This is a genomic window from Streptomyces sp. NBC_00510 (assembly GCA_036013505.1).
Taxonomy (GTDB): Bacteria; Actinomycetota; Actinomycetes; order Streptomycetales; family Streptomycetaceae; genus Actinacidiphila.
This window is the reverse complement of record CP107851.1, coordinates 5,833,549-5,855,502: the sequence shown is the minus strand read 5'-3', so window position 1 is coordinate 5,855,502 and position 21,954 is coordinate 5,833,549. Positions and strand designations below refer to the sequence as shown.

21 protein-coding genes are annotated in these 21,954 nt (G+C 74.3%); 8 read left to right on the top strand and 13 right to left on the bottom strand.

Annotation, left to right across the window (positions count from 1 at the left end):
- Window positions 1–83: 83 nt before the first annotated feature.
- Both OG937_26500 and OG937_26495 read right to left on the bottom strand, forming a co-directional pair.
- Window positions 84–584 carry an ATP-binding protein gene (locus OG937_26500; GenBank protein WUD74993.1) on the bottom strand — a complete coding sequence of 167 codons (501 nt, stop codon included), beginning with the start codon at window positions 582–584 and terminating at the stop codon, window positions 84–86.
- A gap of 142 nt (window positions 585–726) precedes the next feature.
- Window positions 727–1,095, bottom strand: coding sequence for an STAS domain-containing protein (locus tag OG937_26495; GenBank protein WUD74992.1), 369 nt, complete (start codon window positions 1,093–1,095; stop codon window positions 727–729).
- 196 nt (window positions 1,096–1,291) lie between these two features.
- On the opposite strand from OG937_26495, the gene OG937_26490 reads away from it, so the two are divergent.
- Window positions 1,292–2,176: an RNA polymerase sigma factor SigF gene (locus tag OG937_26490; protein ID WUD74991.1), complete on the top strand. Its 885-nt coding sequence runs from the start codon at window positions 1,292–1,294 to the stop codon at window positions 2,174–2,176.
- Window positions 2,177–2,299: 123 nt separating this feature from the next.
- Here OG937_26490 and hutI read toward each other — a convergent pair whose 3' ends face one another.
- Genes hutI through OG937_26470 form a run of 4 tightly spaced genes read right to left on the bottom strand, consistent with a single transcriptional unit; the run spans window position 2,300 to window position 7,723 of the window.
- Complete coding sequence (gene hutI, locus OG937_26485; GenBank protein WUD74990.1) at window positions 2,300–3,472, bottom strand: imidazolonepropionase; 1,173 nt, start codon at window positions 3,470–3,472, stop codon at window positions 2,300–2,302.
- Entirely contained in the window at window positions 3,469–4,827 is a 1,359-nt protein-coding gene (locus OG937_26480; GenBank protein WUD78891.1) for a formimidoylglutamate deiminase, read from the bottom strand. Before OG937_26480 ends, hutI begins: the two co-directional genes overlap by 4 nt.
- Window positions 4,824–6,032: an allantoate amidohydrolase gene (locus OG937_26475; protein ID WUD74989.1), complete on the bottom strand. Its 1,209-nt coding sequence runs from the start codon at window positions 6,030–6,032 to the stop codon at window positions 4,824–4,826. The genes OG937_26480 and OG937_26475 overlap by 4 nt, the downstream gene beginning before the upstream one ends.
- Window positions 6,029–7,723 carry a urocanate hydratase gene (locus tag OG937_26470; GenBank protein WUD74988.1) on the bottom strand — a complete coding sequence of 565 codons (1,695 nt, stop codon included), beginning with the start codon at window positions 7,721–7,723 and terminating at the stop codon, window positions 6,029–6,031. The genes OG937_26475 and OG937_26470 overlap by 4 nt, the downstream gene beginning before the upstream one ends.
- A gap of 197 nt (window positions 7,724–7,920) precedes the next feature.
- Here OG937_26470 and OG937_26465 point away from each other — a divergent pair, with 197 nt between their 5' ends.
- Window positions 7,921–9,210, top strand: a complete 1,290-nt coding sequence (locus OG937_26465) for a diaminopimelate decarboxylase (protein WUD74987.1) — start codon at window positions 7,921–7,923, stop codon at window positions 9,208–9,210.
- A gap of 39 nt (window positions 9,211–9,249) precedes the next feature.
- On the opposite strand, the gene OG937_26460 is transcribed toward OG937_26465, so the two are convergent.
- Window positions 9,250–9,828: a hypothetical protein gene (locus tag OG937_26460; GenBank protein WUD74986.1), complete on the bottom strand. Its 579-nt coding sequence runs from the start codon at window positions 9,826–9,828 to the stop codon at window positions 9,250–9,252.
- Between the two features lie 154 nt (window positions 9,829–9,982).
- On the opposite strand from OG937_26460, the gene OG937_26455 reads away from it, so the two are divergent.
- The 3 genes from OG937_26455 (at window position 9,983) to OG937_26445 (ending at window position 12,840) form a co-directional block, all read left to right on the top strand.
- Window positions 9,983–10,192 (top strand): ferredoxin, encoded by a 210-nt coding sequence (locus OG937_26455; GenBank protein ID WUD74985.1) that lies wholly within the window; start codon window positions 9,983–9,985, stop codon window positions 10,190–10,192.
- Window positions 10,182–11,546, top strand: a complete 1,365-nt coding sequence (locus OG937_26450) for an FAD-dependent oxidoreductase (protein WUD74984.1) — start codon at window positions 10,182–10,184, stop codon at window positions 11,544–11,546. Before OG937_26455 ends, OG937_26450 begins: the two co-directional genes overlap by 11 nt.
- Before the next feature lie 73 nt (window positions 11,547–11,619).
- Window positions 11,620–12,840 carry a cytochrome P450 gene (locus OG937_26445; protein ID WUD74983.1) on the top strand — a complete coding sequence of 407 codons (1,221 nt, stop codon included), beginning with the start codon at window positions 11,620–11,622 and terminating at the stop codon, window positions 12,838–12,840.
- Between the two features lie 66 nt (window positions 12,841–12,906).
- On the opposite strand, the gene OG937_26440 is transcribed toward OG937_26445, so the two are convergent.
- The gene (locus OG937_26440; GenBank protein WUD74982.1) at window positions 12,907–13,782 is read right to left on the bottom strand and encodes a MurR/RpiR family transcriptional regulator; all 876 of its coding nucleotides are present in this window, start codon (window positions 13,780–13,782) and stop codon (window positions 12,907–12,909) included.
- 75 nt (window positions 13,783–13,857) lie between these two features.
- Window positions 13,858–15,210, bottom strand: a complete 1,353-nt coding sequence (locus tag OG937_26435; protein ID WUD74981.1) for an acyl-CoA synthetase — start codon at window positions 15,208–15,210, stop codon at window positions 13,858–13,860.
- 85 nt (window positions 15,211–15,295) lie between these two features.
- Between OG937_26435 and OG937_26430 the strand changes: the two genes are divergently transcribed.
- A complete protein-coding gene (locus OG937_26430; protein WUD74980.1) occupies window positions 15,296–15,742 on the top strand; it encodes a hypothetical protein in 447 nt (148 codons plus the stop codon).
- Window positions 15,743–15,773: 31 nt separating this feature from the next.
- Here OG937_26430 and OG937_26425 read toward each other — a convergent pair whose 3' ends face one another.
- Together OG937_26425 and OG937_26420 are read right to left on the bottom strand one after the other, a co-directional pair.
- A complete protein-coding gene (locus tag OG937_26425; protein ID WUD74979.1) occupies window positions 15,774–16,595 on the bottom strand; it encodes an inositol monophosphatase in 822 nt (273 codons plus the stop codon).
- Between the two features lie 366 nt (window positions 16,596–16,961).
- Window positions 16,962–18,347 (bottom strand): cystathionine beta-synthase, encoded by a 1,386-nt coding sequence (locus tag OG937_26420; protein WUD78890.1) that lies wholly within the window; start codon window positions 18,345–18,347, stop codon window positions 16,962–16,964.
- A gap of 202 nt (window positions 18,348–18,549) precedes the next feature.
- Here OG937_26420 and OG937_26415 point away from each other — a divergent pair, with 202 nt between their 5' ends.
- Together OG937_26415 and OG937_26410 are read left to right on the top strand one after the other, a co-directional pair.
- Complete coding sequence (locus OG937_26415; GenBank protein ID WUD74978.1) at window positions 18,550–19,386, top strand: helix-turn-helix transcriptional regulator; 837 nt, start codon at window positions 18,550–18,552, stop codon at window positions 19,384–19,386.
- A 116-nt stretch (window positions 19,387–19,502) separates the two neighbouring features.
- Window positions 19,503–20,528 carry an SGNH/GDSL hydrolase family protein gene (locus OG937_26410; protein WUD78889.1) on the top strand — a complete coding sequence of 342 codons (1,026 nt, stop codon included), beginning with the start codon at window positions 19,503–19,505 and terminating at the stop codon, window positions 20,526–20,528.
- 481 nt (window positions 20,529–21,009) lie between these two features.
- Here OG937_26410 and OG937_26405 read toward each other — a convergent pair whose 3' ends face one another.
- Both OG937_26405 and OG937_26400 read right to left on the bottom strand, forming a co-directional pair.
- Complete coding sequence (locus tag OG937_26405; GenBank protein WUD74977.1) at window positions 21,010–21,426, bottom strand: VOC family protein; 417 nt, start codon at window positions 21,424–21,426, stop codon at window positions 21,010–21,012.
- 10 nt (window positions 21,427–21,436) lie between these two features.
- Window positions 21,437–21,856: a helix-turn-helix transcriptional regulator gene (locus tag OG937_26400; GenBank protein WUD74976.1), complete on the bottom strand. Its 420-nt coding sequence runs from the start codon at window positions 21,854–21,856 to the stop codon at window positions 21,437–21,439.
- Between the last annotated feature and the right edge of the window lie 98 nt (window positions 21,857–21,954).

Here is a 21,954-nt window from a genome sequence, read left to right as displayed (position 1 = left end):
TCCCTTCCCCCAGAAGTTACTGACGATCCATCAGATGTGGCGCGACAGTACGCCCGTGAGGGAGAGAGGGGAAGAGATCCGGCTCAGGCCGGGGCGGCGACCTCGGCCCAGACCGTCTTGCCCGGCCGGCCGTCGGCGTGGCGTACGACCCCCCAGTCCAGGCAGAGCCGCTGCACTATGAACATCCCGTGCCCGCCCGGCCGTCCGGCCCGGTGCGGGGTCCGCGGGGCGGGACTGCCTGAGCCGCCGTCGGCGACCTCCAGGCGCAGCGCCTTGGAGTGCCGGAACAGCCGCAGCTCCTCGGGACCGCCCGCGTGCAGGCAGGCGTTGGTGACCAGCTCGGACACCACCAGCAGGACGTCCTCGGCCGCCGCGCGGCGGTCCGCGGTCTCGGCCGGCAGCCAGCCCCAGTCGTAGAGGGCCTGGCGGGTGAAGTCGCGGGCGCTGGGCACCACGCCGGCCACGTCGGCAAGGGAAAGCCGCCGTGTCTCAGCGTCCTGGGCGCCCTGGCCGCGCGGCGGCAGTGCCGCATCGCCCGGATCCGGGTCGCGGTCGTCGGCCGTAGGGGGCCGGGTGGTGCTCATCAGCGCCTCCACTCACCGATGTCCGCCAGTGTCCGAAGTGATCCCGAGGTCTCTCCTGCCCGGGCCGCTCCGGTGAACACCTCCGGATGCGGACGAAACAGGGCGTGCCACAACGCCCCCCGTGGGGAGCCGCTGCGGAGGGTCACTCCTTGAGTGCGTCGTCCAGGGTGTCGTGGACGGTGAACACGGCCTCGGCCCCGGTGATCGCGAAGACCTTGGCCACGGCCGGCTTCATCCCGGCCAGATGGACCGCCCCGCCCGCGGCCTCGGCCTTCAGCCGGGTGCCGAGCAGGACGTTGAGTCCGGTGGAGTCGCAGAACTCCAGATGCGTGCAGTCCACCACGAGGGTGCCGAAGCCGTCCTCGATCAGTTTGTCGAGCGGCTCGCGCAGCAGGTCGGCGGTGTGGTGGTCGAGCTCACCGGCAGGTGCCACGACCGCCTTCGTGCCGTACCGCTGCACGGAAACATGCAGCCGGTCCCGTCCGGCCGTGTCGACCATCTCGCGGTCCATGCACACTCCTCCCGGACGACTCGGCGATCCGCATCTCGCACCCTACGCGCTTCCTGATCAGGGCGGTAGTCGCTCCGGCGGCGGCCCGGAGATCGACGACCGCCGGGTTGCAATATCCACGCCGAACGGGGTAGGCGTTGAGTGTGGGCTGAATTTCACGCTCCGCTTGCCCTGCCGCCGCACCGAGGAGGAGAGCATGGCATCCCGGCTCGACGCGCGCGACGCGTCGGCGACCACCGAGGCCAGCGTCCACGAGGAACACGGAACACCGGAGGGCCTGGAGGACCTCCCGGAGATCCCGCCCTTCGACGAGGTGGGTCCGGTCGACGCTCGGGCCCTGTCCAAGACGCTCTTCCAGCGGCTCGAGACGCTGGAGGAGGGCACCCCCGAGTACAGCTACGTACGCAACACCCTGGTCGAGCTCAACCTCGCCCTGGTGAAGTTCGCCGCCTCCCGGTTCCGCTCCCGCAGCGAACCCGTCGAGGACATCATCCAGGTGGGCACGATCGGGCTGATCAAGGCCATCGACCGCTTCGAGCTGAGTCGCGGGGTCGAGTTCCCCACCTTCGCCATGCCGACGATCATCGGCGAGATCAAGCGCTTCTTCCGTGACACCTCCTGGTCCGTGCGGGTCCCGCGCCGGCTCCAGGAACTGCGGCTGGACCTGGCCAAGGCCGGTGACGAGCTCGCGCAGCAGCTGGACCGCGCGCCGACCGTCGCCGAGCTGGCCGACCGGCTGCAGATCACCGAGTCCGAGGTCGTCGAGGGCATGAGCGCCAGCAACGCGTACACCGCGAGCTCGCTGGACGCCCAGCCCGAGGAGGACGACTCCGAGGGGGCGCTCGCCGACCGCATCGGCTACGAGGACCACGGTCTGGAGGGGATCGAGTACGTGGAGTCCCTCAAGCCGCTGATCGCCGAGCTCCCGGCGCGCGACCGGCAGATCCTCTCGTTGCGCTTCGTGGGCAACATGACACAGTCCGAGATCGGTGAGGAGCTGGGCATCTCCCAGATGCACGTCTCGCGGCTGCTCAGCCGCACCCTCGGGCGGCTGCGACGGGGGCTGCTCGTGGAGGAGTGACCCGCTCCCCCTCCCCGGCACGGCGCGGTGGGCCCGGTGAGAGTTCCCTCTCACCGGGCCCGGCCTGTTGTCAGCCCGGACGTCTGTCACCAGCACGGCCGCACGCACCACATGCGGCGCGGATCACGTCGCCGCGCGCACCCCGCGCCGCCACACGGCGGACACCAGCGGCACACCGGGCCGGTAGGCGAGGTGGACGTGCGACGGGGCGTCCAGCACCAGCGCGTCGGCCCGCGCGCCGGGCGCGAGCCGCCCGACGTCGTCCCGGCGCAGCGCCAGCGCCCCGCCCAGGGTCGCGGCCCGCACCGCCTCGTCCGGGGTCATCCGCATGTCCCGTACGGCGACGGCCACGCAGAAGGGCATGGAACTGGTGAAGGAGGAACCGGGGTTGCAGTCCGTGGACAGCGCGACGGTGGCGCCCGCGTCGATCAGCCGCCGCGCGTCGGGGTAGACGGCGCGGGTGGAGAACTCGGCGCCGGGCAGCAGCGTCGCGACCGTGCGGCTGTTGGCGAGCGCGTCGACGTCGGCGTCGGTGAGGTGCGTGCAGTGGTCGGCGGAGGCCGCGTCCAGCTCCACGGCGAGCTGCACGCCCGGGCCGTGGCCGAGCTGGTTGGCGTGCACCCGCGGGACCAGACCGCGGGCGGCACCGGCGGTGAGGACGGCGCGGGCCTGGTCGCCGTCGAAGGCGCCGCGCTCGCAGAAGACGTCGACCCAACGGGCGTACGGGGCGCACGCGTCGAGCATGGGGCCGGTGACCAGGTCGACGTAGCCGGCCGGGTCGTCGGCGTACTCGGGGGCGACGATGTGCGCGCCGAGGAAGGTGACCTCGTCGGCGTGGTCGCCGGCGATGCGCAGGGCGCGGGCCTCGTCGTGCGGGGTGAGGCCGTAGCCGGACTTGGTCTCGATGGTCGTGGTGCCCTGGCGCAGCGCCTCGGCGACGTAGCGGGCGACGTTGGCGTGCAGCTCCTCGTCGCTCGCGGCCCGGGTGGCGGCGACGGTGGTGCGGATGCCGCCCGCGGTGTACGCCTGGCCCGACATGCGGGCGTTGAACTCGCGGGTGCGGTCGCCGGCGAAGACCAGGTGCGAGTGGGAGTCGATGAAGCCGGGGATGACGGCCCGGCCGTCCGCGTCGTACGACTCGTCCGCGGCGGGCGCCGCCGCGGAGGGGCCGACCCAGGCCACGTGCTCGCCGTCGATGACGAGCGCCGCGTCCTCCAGCAGCCCCAGCGGGCCCTCGCCGAGCGCCGGGTCGTTGGTGACCAGGCTGCCGATGTTGGTGATGACGCTGCTGCTCATGACGGGCTTCCTTCGGCGGCGGATACGGCGGAGATCGCGGCGGCCAGGGCCGCGCCCACGTCGTGGACGAGCTGGTGCGCGCCGTCGCGGACGACGTGGCGGCCGCCGACCACCGTGTGGCGGACGTCGGCGCCGGTGGCCGCGAAGACGGCGGTCTCGGCGCCGAGCCGGGCCGGGGGGCCCGCGGTGCGCGCGCTGTCCAGCGCGATCGTGGTGAAGTCGGCGAGCGCCCCCGCCTCCAGTCGCCCGGCGTCGGCCCAGCCCAGGCCGGCGTGACCGTCCGCGGTGGCGGCGCGCAGCAGCTCGGCGGCGGTCCAGTGGCCGCGGGTGCGGGTGCGCAGCCGCTCGTCCAGCTCCATGGCCCGCGCCTCCTCGAACAGGTCGATCACGGCGTGGCTGTCGCTGCCGAGGCTGAGCGGGCTGCCCGCCTCCTGCAGCCGCCTGGCCGGGCCGATCCCGTCGGCGAGGTCCCGTTCGGTGGTGGGGCACATGCAGATCGTGGTGCCGGAGCCGCCGAGAAGCGCGATGTCCTCGTCGGTGAGGTGGGTGGCGTGCACGGCCGAGGTGCGCGGGCCGAGCACTCCGTGGTCGGCGAGGAGCCGGGTGGGGGTGACGCCGTGCGCGGCGAGGCAGGCCTCGTTCTCGGCGGGCTGTTCGGACAGGTGGACGTGGAGCGGCGCCTGGCGGTCCTCGGCCCACCGGACGACGGTGGCCAGTTGGTCGGCCGGGACCGCGCGCACCGAGTGCACGGCCGCGCCGATCCGCGCGTGGGGCCGGTCGGCGAGGGCGGACGCGCGCTCGGCCCAGCCCTCGGCGTCGCCGTCGCCGAAGCGCAGCTGGTGCGGTTCGGGGGCGGCGCCGAAGCCGGAGGAGAGGTAGACGGTGTCGAGGAGGGTGATGCGGATGCCCGCCTCCTCCGCGGCGGCGATCAGCGCCTCGCCCATGGCGTTGGGCTCGTCGTAGGGGCCGCCGCCGGGCCGGTGGTGCACGTAGTGGAACTCGCCGACGCAGGTGATGCCCGCCAGGGCCATCTCCGCGTACACGGCGCGGGCGAGGTCGAAGTAGGTGTCGGGGGTGAGCGCGGCCGCGACCCGGTACATGACCTCGCGCCAGGTCCAGAAGGTGCCGCTGCCCTGCTGCACCGTGCCGCGCAGGGCCCGGTGGAAGGCGTGGCTGTGGGCGTTGGCCAGCCCCGGCAGGGTGAGCCCGCGCAGCGTCACGGCGCCGACGGGCGGCGCGGCGGCCCCGGTGCGCAGGGCGGCGATCCGGCCGTCGGCGGCGGTGTCGACGACCACGCCCCGTTCGACGCGGCCGCCGGTCCACGCGTACTCGGCCCAGTAGCTCTGCGGCGTCAGCGACACGCCAGGCCCTCCAGTACGTCGGCGAGTGCGGTCACCCCGGCCATGCAGTCGTCCTCGGTGGCCGTCTCGGCCGGGGAGTGCGAGACCCCGGTGGGGTTCCGTACGAACAGCATGGCGGTCGGGACGGCCTCTGAGAGGATGCCGGCGTCGTGTCCCGCCCCGGTCGGCAGCACGGGCACTTCCCCCAGCAGCTTGACGAGCTCGTCGCGCAGGCCGTGCGCGAACTCCACGACCGGGGTGAAGGACTCCCGGGTGACCTCGACCCGGACGCCGTCGCGCTCGCCCCGCTCGACCGCCGCGCGCTCGATCTCGCCGACGACCTCGGCCAGGGTGGCCTCGTCGGCGGCGCGCGAGTCCAGCCAGCCGCGCACGAGGGAGGCGATGGCGTTGACGCCGTTGGGTTCGACGCCGACCTTGCCGAAGGTGGCCAGCGCGCCGGCGAGCCGGGCCTTCTTGCGGGCGGCGAGCACCGTGTTGGCGTACGTCAGCATCGGGTCGCGGCGGTCCTCCAGGCGGGTGGTGCCCGCGTGGTTGGCCTCGCCGTGGAAGTCGAACCGCCAGCGGCCGTGCGGCCAGATGGCGGAGGCGACGCCGACCGCGTGCGGGGTGTCGGCCAGGAAGCGGCCCTGCTCGACGTGGAGCTCGACGAACGCGCCGATACGGGCGAGGCGTGCGGGGTCCGGGCCGATCGCCTCGGGGTCGTGCCCGGCCCGCTCCATGGCCTGCGCCAGGGTGACTCCGTCGCCGTCGCGCAGCGCGTGGGCCTTCTCGGCGGTGAGCTGTCCCGCGGTCAGCCGGGAGCCGACGCAGGCCAGCCCGAAGCGGGCGCCCTCCTCGTCGCCGAAGTTGACGATCGCCAGCGGCTTGGCGGGCGCGGCGCCGCGGGCCCGCAGCTCGTCCAGCGCCGCGAAGGACGACACGACGCCCAGCGGCCCGTCGAAGGCACCGCCGTCCGGCACCGAGTCCAGGTGCGAGCCGGTCACCACGGCGTCCCCGGCGGCGGGATCACCCAGCCAGGCCCACTGGTTGCCGTTGCGGTCCAGCTCGTACGCCAGGCCCCGGCCCTCGGCCTGCGCCCGGAACCAGGCGCGGCAGTCGGTGTCCGCGCCGGTCCAGGCGTGGCGGCGGTAGCCGCCGGAGCCGGAGTCGCGGCCGATGGGCCGCAACTCCGCCCACATCTCGTGGAACGAGGAGGTCACGCCTCCCCGCCTTCGACGCCCTCGCCGCCCTCGCGCATGGGCACGCGCACACCGCGCTCGGCGGCGACCTCGTCGGCACGGTCGTACCCGGCGTCGACGTGCCGGATGACGCCCATGCCCGGGTCGTTGGTGAGCACGCGGCGGATCTTCTCGCCCGCCAGCTTGGTGCCGTCGGCGACGGTGACCTGGCCGGCGTGGATGGAGCGGCCGATGCCGACGCCGCCGCCGTGGTGGATGGAGACCCAGGAGGCGCCGGAGGCGACGTTGACCATGGCGTTGAGCAGCGGCCAGTCGGCGATCGCGTCGGAGCCGTCGAGCATGGCCTCGGTCTCGCGGTACGGGGAGGCGACGGAGCCCGCGTCGAGGTGGTCGCGGCCGATGACGACGGGCGCGGCCAGGGTGCCGTCGGCGACCATCTCGTTGAAGCGCTCGCCGGCCTTGTCCCGCTCGCCGTAGCCGAGCCAGCAGATGCGCGCGGGCAGGCCCTGGAAGTGGACCCGCTCACCGGCCATCTTGATCCAGCGGGCCAGCGACTCGTTCTCCGGGAAGAGCTCCAGGATCGCCTTGTCGGTCTTGGCGATGTCGGCCGGGTCGCCGGACAGCGCCGCCCAGCGGAAGGGGCCCTTGCCCTCGCAGAACAGCGGGCGGATGTAGGCCGGGACGAAGCCGGGGAAGGCGAACGCCCGGTCGTAGCCCGCGAGCTGGGCCTCGCCGCGGATGGAGTTGCCGTAGTCGAAGACCTCGGCGCCCGCGTCCATGAAGCCGACCATGGCCTCGACGTGCTGCGCCATCGCCTCGCGGGCGCGCTGGGTGAACTCGGCGGGCTTCTCGGCCGCGTACGAGGTCATGTCCTCGAAGTCGACGCCGATCGGCAGGTACGCCAGCGGGTCGTGGGCGGAGGTCTGGTCGGTGACGACGTCGATGGGCGCGTCCATGGCGAGCAGCTGCGGCACCAGCTCGGCCGCGTTGCCCAGGACGCCGATGCTGAGCGGCTTGCGCTGGTCGCGGGCCTCGGTGGCGAGGGCGAGCGCGTGCTCCAGGGAGTCGGCGCGCACGTCCAGGTAGCGGTGCTCGATGCGGCGCTCGATGGCGCGCGGGTCGCAGTCGATGCAGATGGCGACGCCGCCGTTCATGGTGACGGCGAGCGGCTGGGCGCCGCCCATGCCGCCGAGACCGGCGGTGAGGGTGATGGTGCCGGCCAGGCTGCCGCCGAACTTCTTCTCCGCGACGGCGGCGAAGGTCTCGTACGTGCCCTGCAGGATGCCCTGGGTGCCGATGTAGATCCACGAACCGGCCGTCATCTGGCCGTACATGGTCAGGCCCAGCGCCTCCAGGCGGCGGAACTCCTCCCAGGTGGCCCAGTCGCCGACGAGGTTGGAGTTGGCGATGAGCACCCGCGGCGCCCACTCGTGGGTCTGCATCACGCCGACCGGGCGGCCGGACTGGACGAGCATCGTCTCGTCCTGCTTGAGGCCCTGGAGGGTGCGCACCATCGCGTCGAAGGACCGCCAGTCACGGGCGGCCTTGCCGGTGCCGCCGTAGACCACCAGCTTCTCGGGGTGCTCGGCGACCTCGGGGTCGAGGTTGTTCTGCAGCATGCGCAGTGCGGCTTCCTGCTGCCAGCCCTGTGCGGTGAGCGCGCTGCCGCGCGGTGCGCGTACGGTCCTCGGTCCGGCGCCGGTTCCGGTCATGCCCCTGCCTCCTCGCGACTGGATTGAGTCATTCACATCCTTGCCTCCTGAATAGCACTAGTCAACCGGGTCGACGTGCCTCCGGCGCGTCCCGCGGGGACGTCTCCGGGTCACGTCCCCCACGGGCAGGTCGTACCCGCCGGGGGCCCGTCCGTCACGGGCCCGCCCCGGCGGCCTCGGCCTGACACGATGGCGGTATGACGGAGGAACCCGCGGCACGACGGGAACGGGCACTTCGCGCGGCGGTCGGGCAGGGCCTGATCGGCACCGACAGGCCGGTGGTGGGGCTGCTGGACCTGGACGGGGTCCGGGCGGCCGCCGCCGATCTGCGGGCGGCCTTCGCGACGCCCGGGGTGGAGGTCACGCACACCTTCGCGGTCAAGGCCGCGTCCCTGGTGCCGGTGCTGCGGCTGCTCTCCGAGGAGGGCATCGGCGCCGAGGTCGCCAGCCCCGGCGAACTCGCCCTGGCCAGGGCCGCGGGCGTACCCGCCGGAAGGATCGTGCTGGACTCCCCCGCCAAGACCCCGGACGAGCTGCGGGAGGCGCTGGCCCTCGGCATCGCCCTCAACGCCGACAACCCGCAGGAGCTGGCGCGCCTGGACCGGCTCGTGCCGCCCGGCACCACCGCCGCCCCGCTGGGCCTGCGGGTCAATCCCCAGGTCGGCGCGGGCAGCATCGGCGCGATGAGCACGGCCACCGCCACATCGAAGTTCGGCGTCGCCCTGCGCGACGAGGGCGCGGCGCAGTGGGTGGTCCGCGCCTACCTCGACCGTCCCTGGCTCACCCGGCTGCACACCCACACCGGTTCGCAGGGCGTGCCCCTGGAGCTGATGGCGGCCGGCGTCCGCGCGGCGTACGAGCTCGCCGAGCGGATCAACGCGGCGGCGGGGCGCCGGCAGGTCACGACGCTGGACATCGGCGGCGGCCTGCCGGTCAACTTCGCCTCCGACGAGGTCCGGCCGGGCTTCCGCGCCTACGCCGACGCGCTCCGCGCGGCCGTGCCCGGGCTCTTCGACGGGCGGTACGCGCTGGTCACCGAGTTCGGGCGGTCACTGGTGGCCAAGCAGGGGACGATCCTGGCGCGCGTGGAGTACGCCAAGACCGCCGGGGGCCGCGCGATCGCCGTGACGCACGCCGGCGCCCAGGTCGCCACGCGCACCGTCTTCGCGCCCGGCGCCTGGCCGCTGCGGGTCCTGGCGCTCGACCCGGAGGGACGCCCCAAGGACGGCGCCCCGGTCGTCCAGGACGTCGCCGGGCCGTGCTGCTTCGCGGGGGACCTGGTCGCCACGGCGCGCGAGCTGCCGCTGCTCGCGGAGGGCGACCTCGTGGCGCTGCCCGACACGGGCGCCTACTACTTCTCGACGCACTTCGCGTACAACTCGCTGCCCCGCCCCGCCGTCCACGGCTACTCCGGGCCCGGTCCGGACTTCCGCACCCTGCGGCGTGCCCAGACCCTCGAGGACCTCGTGCGGGAGAGCGGCGGCTGAGCCACGGCCGCGCGGCCGTGGCTCGTTCACCCGGACGGGTCAGCGGGCCGCCGCGGCGCGACGGCGGGCCGAGCCACCGGGGCCCGCGTCGCCGGCCACGGGTCCGGTGGCCTCGTAGCCGGGGACGGACGCCGCGGCGGGGCCGCGTCCCACGTACTCGGGCCGAACCCACAGCAACGTCTCGTGCGCCCGCTCCCAGCGCCCCAGGCGCACCGCCTTGGCCCACAGCCCCGCCCCGGCGCCCGCGAGCAGCATCCCCGCCGCGGCGGGCGCGGCCACGCCGGACGCGAGGGCCACCACGAACGCCGCGAGCAGCCACCACCGCCGGGCCCGGGTCCAGGCGCGCGCCGTGACCCGGCGGTCCTGCAGGAAGACGCCCCGGGGCGCGCGCTCGGCCGCCTCCGCGAGGGCCGTGTACCGCCGCCGGCGCACCAGGAAAGCCACCACCGCGGCGACCACGAAGAGTGCGGCGCCACCCAGCACCCCGATGCGGCGTCCGGTCAGTCCGGGCACGAAGACCCCGACACCCGCCGCCACGACCCCCAGCCACCACAGCCACCGCGCCGGCACCCGTACCAGGACCGCCACCCGCGCCAGCGCATACGCTCCGCGCACCACCGCTGTCTCCCTTCCTCCACGGCTCGTTCCGTCAGTGCTGGGGAGGGAGGTTACTCACGGAACATCAAAATTCCGTGAGAACGGCACCGCATGCGGGGCCGCGGAGGCGGTGCTACCACTGAGAGCGGGGGCCTTCGGGGCTGGAGTGGTGCGTATGAACATCGTGGTCGACCTCAATCGCTGCCAGGCCTACGCGCAGTGCGCGTTCCTCGCTCCCGAGGTCTTCGAGCTGCACGGCGAGGAGGCCCTGCTGTACGTCCCCGCCGTCCCGGAGGACCAGCAAGAGCGCGTCCACCGGGCCGCGGTGGCGTGCCCGGTGCAGGCCATCCTGGTGGGCGGGGCGGCGGGTGCCGATGTCCGGTGAACTGCGCGACGGGCGCATCGTGATCGTCGGCGCGTCCCTGGCCGGCCTGCGGGCCGCCGAGACGCTGCGCGACGAGGGTTTCGCGGGGTCGCTGACGCTGGTGGGCGACGAGCCGCACCCGCCGTACGACCGGCCGCCGCTGTCCAAGCAGGTACTGCTCGGGCGCGTGCCCGCCACGGCGACCGGGCTGCCGGCGCGCCGCCCGGTGGACGCGCAGTGGAAGCTCGGCGTCGCCGCCACGGGGGTCGACGGGATCGGCCGGCGCGTCTTCCTCGCGAACGGCGAGGAGCTGCCCTTCGACCGGTTGCTGATCGCCACCGGCACCCGCGCCCGGCCCTGGCCGAACCCGGCCGAGGCCGCCCTTGACGGTGTGTTCGCGCTGCGGACCAGCGACGACGCGGCCGGGCTCGCCGAACGGCTGGACGCCGGGCCCCGGCGGGTGCTGGTGATCGGCGCCGGTTTCACGGGCTCGGAGATCGCCTCCGCCTGCCGGGAGCGGGACATCCCCGTGACCGTGGTGGAGCGCGGCCCCGCGCCCCTGGTGGGCGCGCTCGGCGGGACGCTCGCCGCGGTCGCCGCCGAGATGCACCGCAGGCACGGGGTGGACCTCCGCTGCGGGGTACAGGTCACCTCCCTGGAGGGTGACGGTCGGCTGACCGGCGCCCGGCTCTCCGACGGGAGCACCGTCGAGGCGGACGTGGCGGTGGTCGCCCTCGGCGCGGTCCGCAACACCGAGTGGCTGGCCGAGTCCGGCCTGGCCGCCGGCCCGCGCGGCGTGACCTGCGACGCCGGCTGCCGTGCCTTCAACATGTACGGCATCGTCACCGACGACGTGTTCGTCGCCGGTGACGTGGCCCGCTTCCCGCACCCCCTGTTCGGCTACCAGCTGCTCGCCCTGGAGCACTGGGGCAACGCGGTCGCGCAGGCCGAGGTGGCGGCGCACAACATGGTCAGCGCGGGGCCGTTCCGGCGGCCGCACCTGGCCGTGCCGACCTTCTGGTCCAGCCAGTTCGGCCACAACATCAAGTCGGTGGGTGTGCCGACCTACTCCGACCAGGTCGTCGTCGCCCAGGGCTCGCTGCGCGAGGCCCGGCTGGTCGTCGTCTACGGCTACAAGGGCCGCATCACGGCGGCGGTGTCGGTGAACCGGGCCAAGTGGCTGGACTACTACCAGAACCTGATCGAGACGGCCGCGCCGTTCCCGCCCGAGCCCGGGGCCGCCGACCGGACCGCCCCGATGATCCCCCTGCCGTCCGACGTGCCCGACCCCGCGGTGCTCTCGCACGGCCCGACGGTCGCCCTCACCGGTCATCTGCCGGACCGGCGCCTGACCCTGGTGCGGCACGGCGGCTGAGGCCGCCGCCGACCGCGCCGCGGACGGGCCGTGGCAGGACGCCGCGGCCCACGACGACGAGGAGCCCCCGCGCATGGCTGCGGACACGCTTTTCCGAAGGATCACCGACTACGCCAGCCGGCCCGATCCCTACCCGCTCTACGCCGAACTCCGCGAGAGCAAGGTGGCGCCGCAGGACGACGGCAGCTACCTCGTCGGCACGTACCACGAGATCACGGCCCTGCTCCACGACCCACGCATCAGCTCCGACCGGCGCCACCGCAGCGACCCGCAGGAGGCCCGGCTGGCCGGGGAACTGGCGCCGTCCTTCATCGGCGTGGACGATCCCGAGCACGACCGGCTCCGCCGCACCGCCATGCGGCCCTTCGGCCCGCCGCACACCCCCGGCCGGGTCGACGCCATGCACGGTGAGATCGTCCGGATCGCCGACGGCCTCGTCGCCGGGCTCCGGGACAAGCAGCGCATCGACGTCGTCGACGACTTCGCCTACCCGCTCCCGGTCACCGTGATCTGCCGGCTGCTGGGCGTGCCCCAGGAGGACGAGCCGATGTTCCGCGGCTGGTCGGACGCGATCGTCGGCGGACTCGACCTCAACCCCGACGAGGACCCCACGCAGCGCACGCAGGCCGCCACCGAGGCCCGCAGGGCGATGGGGGTCTACCTGGGCGGGCTGGCCGAACAGCGGCGCGGCAAGCCCTCCGACGACCTGCTGTCGGCGTTCGTCAACGACCAGGACCCGGCCGGCGGGCTGAGCCAGATCGAGCTGATGGTGACCTCGGTGCTGCTGCTCGTCGCCGGGCACGAGACCACCGTCAACCTGATCACCAACGGCATGCTCACCCTGCTGCGCCGGCCCGACCAGCTGGACCTGCTGCGCCGCGAACCGGCCCTGATGCCGCAGGCGGTGGAGGAACTGCTGCGGTTCGAGCCGCCCGTGCAGATGCTGCCCCAGCGCACCCCGCTGGTGGACGTCGAGGTCGCGGGGGTCACCGTGCCCAAGGGGGCGCCCCTGGTCCTGGTGCTCGCCTCCGGCAGCCGCGATCCGCGGCGCTTCCGGGACCCCGACCGCTTCGACCCGCAGCGCACGGACAACCAGCACCTGGGCTTCGGCAGCGGCGTCCACAGCTGCTTCGGGGCGCCGCTCGCCCGGCTGGAGGCGCAGATCGCCCTCACCGCGCTGCTGCGCGACCTGGACGGCCTCCGGCTGGCCGAGGACCCGCCGCCGTACCGGCGAAGCCCGGTGCTGCGCGGTCCCCGCCATCTGGTCGTGGAGCACGACGGGCTGCGCGCCTGACCCGGCGTCCGACCCGCCGACTGACCCCGGGCCCGGCCCGGTCGCGGCGGGGGCCGCGGGGGCGGCTCACTCCACGAACAGGCCCTGCGCCGCGGCCTTGGCGTCGAACTCCTCCAGCCGCGCCTGCGCGTCCGGCAGCCCGTCGCACATCGCCTCCAGCAGCACCCGCCCGAGCAGCATCGGCGCGCACGCGGTGTCGAAGGCGAGCCCCGTGCCGACGGCCGCCGGGAGCAGGACGTCGGAGTGGGCGGCGACCGGCGCGAAGGCGCTGTCGGCGACGGTGACGACGGTCAGCCCGGCCGAGCGGGCGTACTCCAGGGCCTCGACCACCTCACGGGGATGCCGGGGCAGCGCGAAGCACAGCAGGGCGCTCGCCCCGGCCCGCACGGCCGCGTCGACGCGGTCGGCGAGCATGCTGCCGCCCTCGTCGAGGAGACGGACGTCGGGGTGCACCTTGGCCGCGAAGTAGCCGAAGCCGCGGGCCTGGGCGGCCGCGGCCCGCAGCCCCAGCACGGGCAGCGGCCGGGACGCGGCGAGCAGGGCGCCCGCGCGGGCGACCGGGGCGGGGTCGGCGAGCAGCGCGGCGAGGTGCCGCAGGTTCTCGATCTCGGCCTGCACGGCCTCCTGGTACTCGTTGTACCGGTCGCCGGCGGGCTGCCCCTGGGGCGCCGCGGCGGGGGCGACGTCGCGCAGGTGGCGGCGGAGCGCGGGGTAGCCGTCGAAGCCGAGCGCGACGGCGAAGCGGGTCACGGAGGGCTGGCTGACCCCGGCCAGTTCGGCGACCTCGACGCTGGACAGGAAGGGCGCGTCGGCGGCCCGCCGCACCAGGCAGTGCGCGATGCGGCGCTGGGTGGGCGTGAGCCGGTGCGCCTCGAACAGCTTCATCAGGCGCGCGGACGCGGTGTCGGTCCCGTCGGCTCCGGTGGCGTTCTCGGTGGCCATGACGCCCTCTCCGGTCGGCCATTCATGTGCCGATGACTCTGCATGATTCTATGCAGGAGGGCAAGGCGCTCCGGCTCACACGGGCGGCAGCAGCTTCTTCTGCGGCTTGCCCATCGCGTTGCGCGGCAGTTCGGTCAGGAAGCGGACCTTGCGCGGGCGCTTGTGCACCGACAGGTGACCGGCCACGAAGTCGATCAGCTCGCGCTCGCCCACCCCGTCCGCCACCACGTAGGCCACGATCTCCTGGCCGAGGTCGGTGTGCGGGACGCCCACCACGGCCGCCTCGCGCACCGCGGGGTGGTCCAGCAGGGCGTTCTCCACCTCGCCCGCGCCGATCCGGTAGCCACCGGACTTGATCAGGTCGGTGGAGGCCCGGCCGACGATACGGTGCATGCCGTCCGGCTCGATCGACGCGATGTCCCCGGTGCGGAACCAGCCGTCCTCGGTGTACGAGGCCGCGGTCGCCTCCGGCCGTCCCAGGTAGCCGTCGAAGAGGGTGGGACCGGTGAGCTGGAGCTCGCCGATCTCCGCACCCGGCTCGGCCGCGATCCGGGTGCGGATCCCCGGCAGCGGCAGCCCGACGGAGCCGGGGCGCCGCTCACCGGCCGCCCGGGTGCTGACCGTGATCAGGGTCTCCGTCATGCCGTAGCGCTCGACCGGCCGCTGCCCGGTCAGCGCCTCCAGCTCGCGGAAGACCGGTGCCGGCAGCGGCGCGCTGCCGGAGACCAGCAAGCGGGCGCCACGCAGCGCCCTGGCGGACTCCGGGTCCCCCGCGACCCGGCCCCAGACGGTCGGCACGCCGAAGTAGAGGCTGCCGCCCGCCGCCGCGTACGCCTGCGGGGTGGGGCGGCCGGTGTGGACCAGACGGCTCCCGGTGCGCAGCGCGCCGAGCACGCCGAGCACGAGACCGTGCACGTGGAACAGCGGCAGGCCGTGGACGAGGGTGTCCTCCGGCGTCCACTCCCAGGCACCGGCGAGGGCGTCGAGTCCGGCGGCGACCGCGCGGCGGGGGACCAGCACGCCCTTGGGCGCCCCGGTGGTGCCCGAGGTGTACAGGACGAGGGCCGCCGTGTCCGGGTCCGGCTCGGGGGCGTCCCAGGACCGGCGCTCGGTGAGCACGACCGGGGGCGCCTGCACGGCCCCGGAGTCGCGCAGGATGTGGTCGCGCTCGGCCGGTCCCGCGTCGGGCGGCACCGGGACGACCGGGACGCCCGCGAGGAGGCCGCCGACGACCGCCACGACCGTCTCCAGGGACGGCGCGGCGTGCACGGCGACCGCCGGGGCGCCCGCGACGCGCGCCGCGAAGGCGCCCGCGGCACCGAGCAGTTCCTCGCGCGAGCAGGTGCGTCCGTCGACGGTGACCGCGTCGGGGCGGTCGGACGGGGCGTGGTGGAGGGCGGTCAGCAGGCGCGGCGCGTGTCCGGTCACCCCACGACCCTACTGGGGCGACCTCCGGGAAGGTTCGGGGGTTTCCCCCAGTGCCACCGGGCCGACCGGTCCGTACGGTGGCGTCATGGACGCCCTTGACCCAGAGCTCAAGAAGGAATTCGCCGCCACCATCCAGGCGCGCAAGGACTTGGGGGAGGAGTACGAGTCGGCCCTCATCGACTCCTTCCTGGAGAAGATGGACCGGCGCATCGACTCCCAGGTCGAGCGGCGGGTACGCCGCGAACTGGCCGAGCACCAGACGGCGTTCGCCCGTGCCGGGCGCCGGGTCGGCCCGGAGGCGCGCGGCCATGGGGGCGGCCGTTTCGGCGCCCGCTACGGCTTCGGGGCGTTCTCCTTGATCATGGCGATCCCGCTGTCCGCCATCGCGGCCGACAAGGGCGACCTGCCCGGGCTCCTCGTCGCCTGGGTCGGCATCGTCGCCGTCAATGCCGCCCATTCACTGGGATGGCTGTTCAACGAGCGGGGCAGCGGCCACCGCCGCACGAAGGACGACGACGCCTGGGAGGACTGACGGGCCGCCGTCCCGACGGCGCCCGGCGGCCCTACGCCGTGAGCAGTGCCACGACGCGGCGGGCCGCGGTCTCGTCGCGTGCCGCGGCGAAGGGCAGCGGCCCGGCGGCCATGCGGAACGGCAGCCCGTCCGCGCCCAGCACCGTTCCGCCCGCCTCGGCGACCAGCAGGACGCCGGCGGAGTGGTCCCAGGGGTTGTCGTAGGCGTAGGTGGCCGCGTCGAGCCGCCCGAGCGCGACGTCGAGGTAGTCGCAGCCGGCGGAACCGCTCGCCCAGGGCTTGACGCCGTGCGCGGCCCCCAGCTCGTACAGCCTCCGGTGCTGGTCGGCGGTGAGGTGCGCGGGCCGGGCGCCGGCCACCAGCAGCACCTCGTCCGCGTCCTGGGCGCCGCCGGTGCCCAGCCGCAGCGGACGGCCGCCCACGTGCGCGCCCTCCCCGCGCCGGGCGGTGGCAAGGACCCCGTCGACGGGCCGGTACGTCCAGGAGGCGAGCAGCTCACCGCGCGCGGCGAGGGCGACCTGGGTGACGAACGAGGAGTCGCCGCGGACGAAGTTGGAGGTGCCGTCGACCGGGTCGACGATCCAGACGGGAGCCTCGCCCAGCAGCGCCCCGAGCAGCGCGGGGTCGGCGTGCACGGCCTCCTCGCCGATGACGGCGGAGCCCGGCAGCAGGCGGGTGAGCGTACCGGTGAGGCGTTCCTCGACCCGGCGGTCGGCGACCGTGACGAGGTCCAGCGGGCCCTTCTTCTCGTCGACGTCGCCCTCGGCGAGGCGGCCGAAGCGGGCGAGCGCCTCCTCGTCGGCCACGGTGCGTATGGACTCCTCGACGGCTGCGAACGTCTGTGCGCTGATCACGGCGGCCACTCAACCAGAAGAGCGGCCCGCGCGGGGACGCGGACCGCTCTTCCACAGATTGCGCGGGAACCGCCGCACCCCCGGTCACCCGGGGGGCGGGACGACGGCGGTCCCCGCGAGGGACGTGGGCCGGATCAGGGCCGGGCCACACGTCCTGGGGTCACCATGGAGGTCCGGGAGCCGCTCCGGAGGTCCTTGGCGCCACATCCGTGGTGTCGACCGGGCGACCGGTGTGCCGTCCGCCGACATCCACCAATGTGCCGGACCCGTGTTAAGCGCGTGCTGCGACCACGTGACGTGGGTGTACCACTTCCGCGAACCCGTGGCGGACCTGCCGGGGACGTCCCGGAGTCGTCCCGGGTGCCGCTACTTGGCCTCTTCCGCGAGGAAGGCGAGCAGGTCCTGGCGGCTGACCACGCCCGTCGGCTTGCCCTCGACCAGCACGATCGCCGCGTCGGCCGAGCCCAGCACGGCCATCAGGTCGCCGACCGGCTCGCCGGAGCCCACCTGCGGCAGCGGCGCGCTCATGTGCCGCTCCAGCGGGTCGTCCAGGGTGGCGCGCTTGGTGAACAGCGCGTCGAGCAGCTCCCGCTCCACGACGGAACCGATGACCTCGGCGGCCATGACGTCGGGGTGCCCGGCGCCCGGCTTCACGATCGGCATCTGCGAGACGCCGTACTCGCGCAGCACCTCGATGGCCTGGCCGACCGTCTCCTCGGGGTGCATGTGCACCAGCTGCGGGATGCCGCCGTCCTTGCGGTCCAGCACGTCGGAGACGCGGGCCTGGCCGGTGCCCTCCTCCAGGAAGCCGTAGTCGGCCATCCACTCGTCGTTGAAGATCTTCGAGAGGTAGCCGCGGCCGGAGTCCGGCAGCAGGACGACCACGACGTCGTCCGGGCCGAGCCGCTCGGCCACGCGGAGCGCCGCGACGACCGCCATGCCGCAGGAGCCGCCGACGAGCAGGCCCTCCTCCTTGGCCAGGCGGCGGGTCATCTGGAAGGAGTCCTTGTCCGAGACCGCGACGATCTCGTCCGCGACGGTGCGGTCGTAGGCGGTGGGCCAGAAGTCCTCACCGACGCCCTCGACGAGGTACGGCCGGCCGGAGCCGCCGCTGTAGACGGAGCCCTCCGGGTCGGCGCCGATGACCTTCACCCTGCCGTCCGAGGCGTCCTTCAGGTAGCGGCCGGTGCCGGAGATGGTGCCGCCGGTGCCGACGCCCGCCACGAAGTGCGTGATCTTCCCCTCGGTCTGCTCCCACAGCTCGGGGCCGGTGGAGTGGTAGTGCGAGGCCGGGTTGTTGGGGTTGCTGTACTGGTCGGGCTTCCAGGCGTTCGGGGTCTCGCGCACCAGCCGGTCGGAGACGTTGTAGTACGAGTCCGGGTGCTCGGGGTCCACGGCGGTGGGGCAGACCACGACCTCGGCGCCGTAGGCCCGCATAACGTTGATCTTGTCCGCGGAGACCTTGTCGGGGCAGACGAAGATGCAGTGGTAGCCCTTCTGCTGGGCCACGATCGCCAGGCCGACGCCCGTGTTGCCCGAGGTGGGCTCCACGATCGTGCCGCCGGGCTTGAGCTCGCCGCTCTTCTCCGCGGCCTCGATCATCCGCAGCGCGATGCGGTCCTTGACCGAACCGCCGGGGTTGAAGTACTCGACCTTGGCCAGGACGGTCGCCTGGATTCCTGCCGTCACGCTGTTGAGCCTCACCAGCGGGGTGTTGCCGACGAGGCTGATCATCGAGTCGTGGAACTGCACCATTGTCTCCGGGTTCTCCGTGATTGTGAGGCCAGGGTAAGCGGTTTTCCGGTGGGGGGTCGCCCACGCCGGCACCGGGGGCCGCATGCTTCACAGTTGGTGTTACGTACGCCCCGGAAGGTCCGGTTGTAGAGTCACACCGTGGCGCGATCACGACACGTCGCTGTTACGACACCGGGCTTATACAACCGGGGGGTGGGCAATGCCTGACCAGAAACACCCGGACACCACCGAAGCGGGCACGGGCAACACCGACTACGCCGCCGCCCTCAGCGGCCTGGCCGCCGTGGAGTCCGGCCTCGCCTCCGTGCGGGAACGGCTCACGGCGCTCGCCGCCGTGCGCCCGTCCCGGCCGGCCGAGCCGGTGATGCCGGGCGGGATCGCCGAGGTGATCCACGGCGAGACGGAGCAGCAGCACATGATCGAGCAGCTGCAGCGCGAGGCCCGCAAGGAGGTGCTGACCTTCGTGCGGCCGCCGTACGTCGCCGCGGCGGGCAACGTCGTGCAGAAGGAGCGGCTGACCGCCGGGGTCGAGTACCGCTCCCTGTACGAGACGACGGCCCTGGTGTACCCCGGGGCGGCCGACATGCCGGGCTTCGTCGAGCCGGGCGAACTGGCCCGGGCGGCGCCGACCGTGCCGATGAAGCTGATGATCGTCGACGCCGAGCGGGCGCTGCTGCCGCTGTCCGGCGGCCGCGACCGGTCCGTGGTCTCCTCCGCCGGCCTGCTGCTGCTCCACCCCTCGGTGCTGGTCGACGCGCTGCTGGAGCTCTTCGAGGACCGCTGGCTGCGCGGCACACCGCTGCGCATGCCCTCGCTCGGCGAGACCGAGGAGGACCCGGAGTTCCCCGGCTCCCCCGAGCTCGACGAGCAGCTGCTCTCGCTGCTGATGTCCGGGCTGCCCGACAAGGCGATCGCCTCCCAGCTGGGGATATCCCTGCGCACGCTGCAGCGCAGGATCCGGTCCCTGATGGAGTCCACCGGAACCGCCAACCGCACCCAGCTCGCCTGGTTCGTCGCACAGCAGCGGCTGACCTGAGTCCGGGCCGCCCAGCGGTTGCGGCGGGCATCGGACGGGGCAACAAATCGTTGTACGGGTCGGGCCACGAGGGTCCGCACACCCGGCGCGGGAGGTGGACGTTGTCCAGGGCAAGGGTGGCGCGGCGGATCGCGACGGCCGCCGCGTACGGAGGTGGCGGCATCGGGCTGCTGGGCGGCGCCGCGGTCGGCCTCGTGCTGACCGAGGCCGCGCTCGCCCGCAGGACCGTGGGCGGCTCCGACGCCGTCCCGCCCCGCGCGGACGGCGTCTACGGCGCCGCCTTCGCGCTGAGCACCGACGAGCGGCCGATCGTGCTGGCCCTCGTGGGCGACTCCACGGCGGCGGGGCAGGGGGTGCACCGGGCGAGCCAGACCCCCGGCGCGCTGCTGGCGTCCGGGGTGGCGGCGGTGGCGGAACGGCCGGTGCGGCTGGTCAACGTGGCCAATCCCGGCGCACAGTCCGACGACCTGGCCCGCCAGGTCGATCTTCTGCTGGGGCCCGCTCCCGGTACCGCGCCCGGTCTGTGCGTGATCATGATCGGGGCGAACGACGTGACCCGGCGGATGCCGCTGGCCGTCTCGGTGCGGATGCTGTCCGACGCGGTGCGGCGGCTGCGCGAGGCCGGCTGCGAGGTGATCGTCGGGACCTGCCCCGACCTGGGCACGATCGAGCCGGTCTACCAGCCGCTGCGCTGGATCGCGCGGCGGCTGAGCCGCCAGCTCGCGGCCGCGCAGACCATCGCGGTGGTCGGCCTCGGCGGCCGCACCGTGTCGCTGGGCGACCTGCTCGGGCCCGAGTTCGAGTCCCGCCCCCGCGAGATGTTCGGCCCGGACAACTACCACCCGTCGGCCGAGGGCTACGCGACCGCGGCCATGGCGATGCTGCCGACGCTGTGCTCCGCGGTCGGGCTGTGGCCCGAGGAGGACGAGCGCCCCGACGCCCGGCGCGGCGAGGGCTTCCTCCCGGTGGCCCAGGCCGCCGCGGAAGCCGCGGGCGAGGCCGGCACCGAGGTCACCGCGGCCGCCGGCACGGTCTCCGGCCCCCGCGGCCGCTGGGCCCTCCTCAAGCGCCGCCGCCGTCGCCGCCTCCCCGACGCGACGGAACCCGCCGCCACGGCGGCGGCCGAGGCCGCCCAGAACTAGCGCCTCCCGGCGTGGTGCGGACCCTCCGGGCGGCGGTACCCGCCGCCGCCGTCCGCGGGTCCGCTGCGCCTGCGGCGGGGCCGGTCTCCCACCCGCCCGAACCCCGGACCACGGGATCACGGACGCCGCAGGGGGTACGCGCCGTGCGGCAACCCGCCGCCGTCCGCGGGTCCGCTGCGCCCGCGGCGGGCCGTCTCCCACCCACCCGCCTGAACTTCGGGCCACCAGCCACCGGCAAGGGCACCGTCACGGAAGCCGCCCACCGCTTGCCGCAAGGGGCGGCGATACGCGCCGCACGGCAACCCCGCACCTTCGCCCGCCGCCGTCCGCGGAGCCTGCGGTGGGGCCGCTGTGCTGCGCGGAAAGCCCGGTCACAGGCGCCGCACCCGCGAGCGGCGACCAGCGGCCGGGCGCGCGCCCTCCGCTCCGGCGACCGTGACGCCCGGAACCGGCGCCTGCCGGCACCCGTGGACCGCCGGCGTCAGCCGGGCTTGCGCTGGTTGAAGCGGAGCAGGTTGCCGGAGGGGTCGCGGAAGGCGCAGTCACGGACGCCGTAGGGCTGGTCCATGGGCTCCTGGAGCACCTCGCCGCCCGCGTCGCGGATGCGCTCGAAGGTGGCGTCGACGTCACCGGTGGCGAAGATGACCCCGCGCAGCATGCCCTTGGCCAGCAGCTCGCTCATGGCCCGCTTGTCCGCGTCGGAGGCGCCCGGGTCCGCCAGGGGCGGTTCGAGCACGATCTCCACGCCCGGCTGGTCGGGCGAGCCGACCGTCACCCAGCGCATGCCCTCGAAGCCGACGTCGTTGCGGACCTCCAGGCCGAGGACGTCGCGGTAGAAGGGCAGCGCCTTGTCGTGGTCGTCGACGGCGATGAAGCACTGTGACAGCGTGATGTCCATGCGGACCACGCTAGGCCCGGGCCGCGGTCTTCGCTTCCCTGTTCCTGACCGGCCTGGTGTACCGCTTCGCGATGCACGCCGGGATCGGCGCGCCCGGCTCGTGGTCGCGGGCGCGGTAGGCGCTCGGGGTCTCGCCCACGAGTTCGGTGAAGCGCGAGCTGAAGGAGCCGAGCGAGGTGCAGCCGACCGCGAAGCAGACCTCCGTGACCGTGAGGTCGCCGCGTCGCAGCAGGGCCTTGGCGCGTTCGATCCGGCGCGTCATGAGGTAGCTGTACGGGGACTCGCCGAAGGCGGCCCGGAAGCTGCGCGAGAAGTGGCCGGGGGACATCAGCGCCGCGCGGGCCAGTGCGGTGACGTCGAGGGGCTCCGCGTAGTCGCGGTCCATCGCGTCACGGGCGCGCCGCAGCCGTACCAGGTCGTCCGGATTCACCACGTCAGCATCGCACGGGGGGCGCGTTCGCCACGAGGATGCGCCATCATGGACTAAGCAAGCGCTCAGAAAGAGGTCCGCGTCACAGCCCCCAGGCC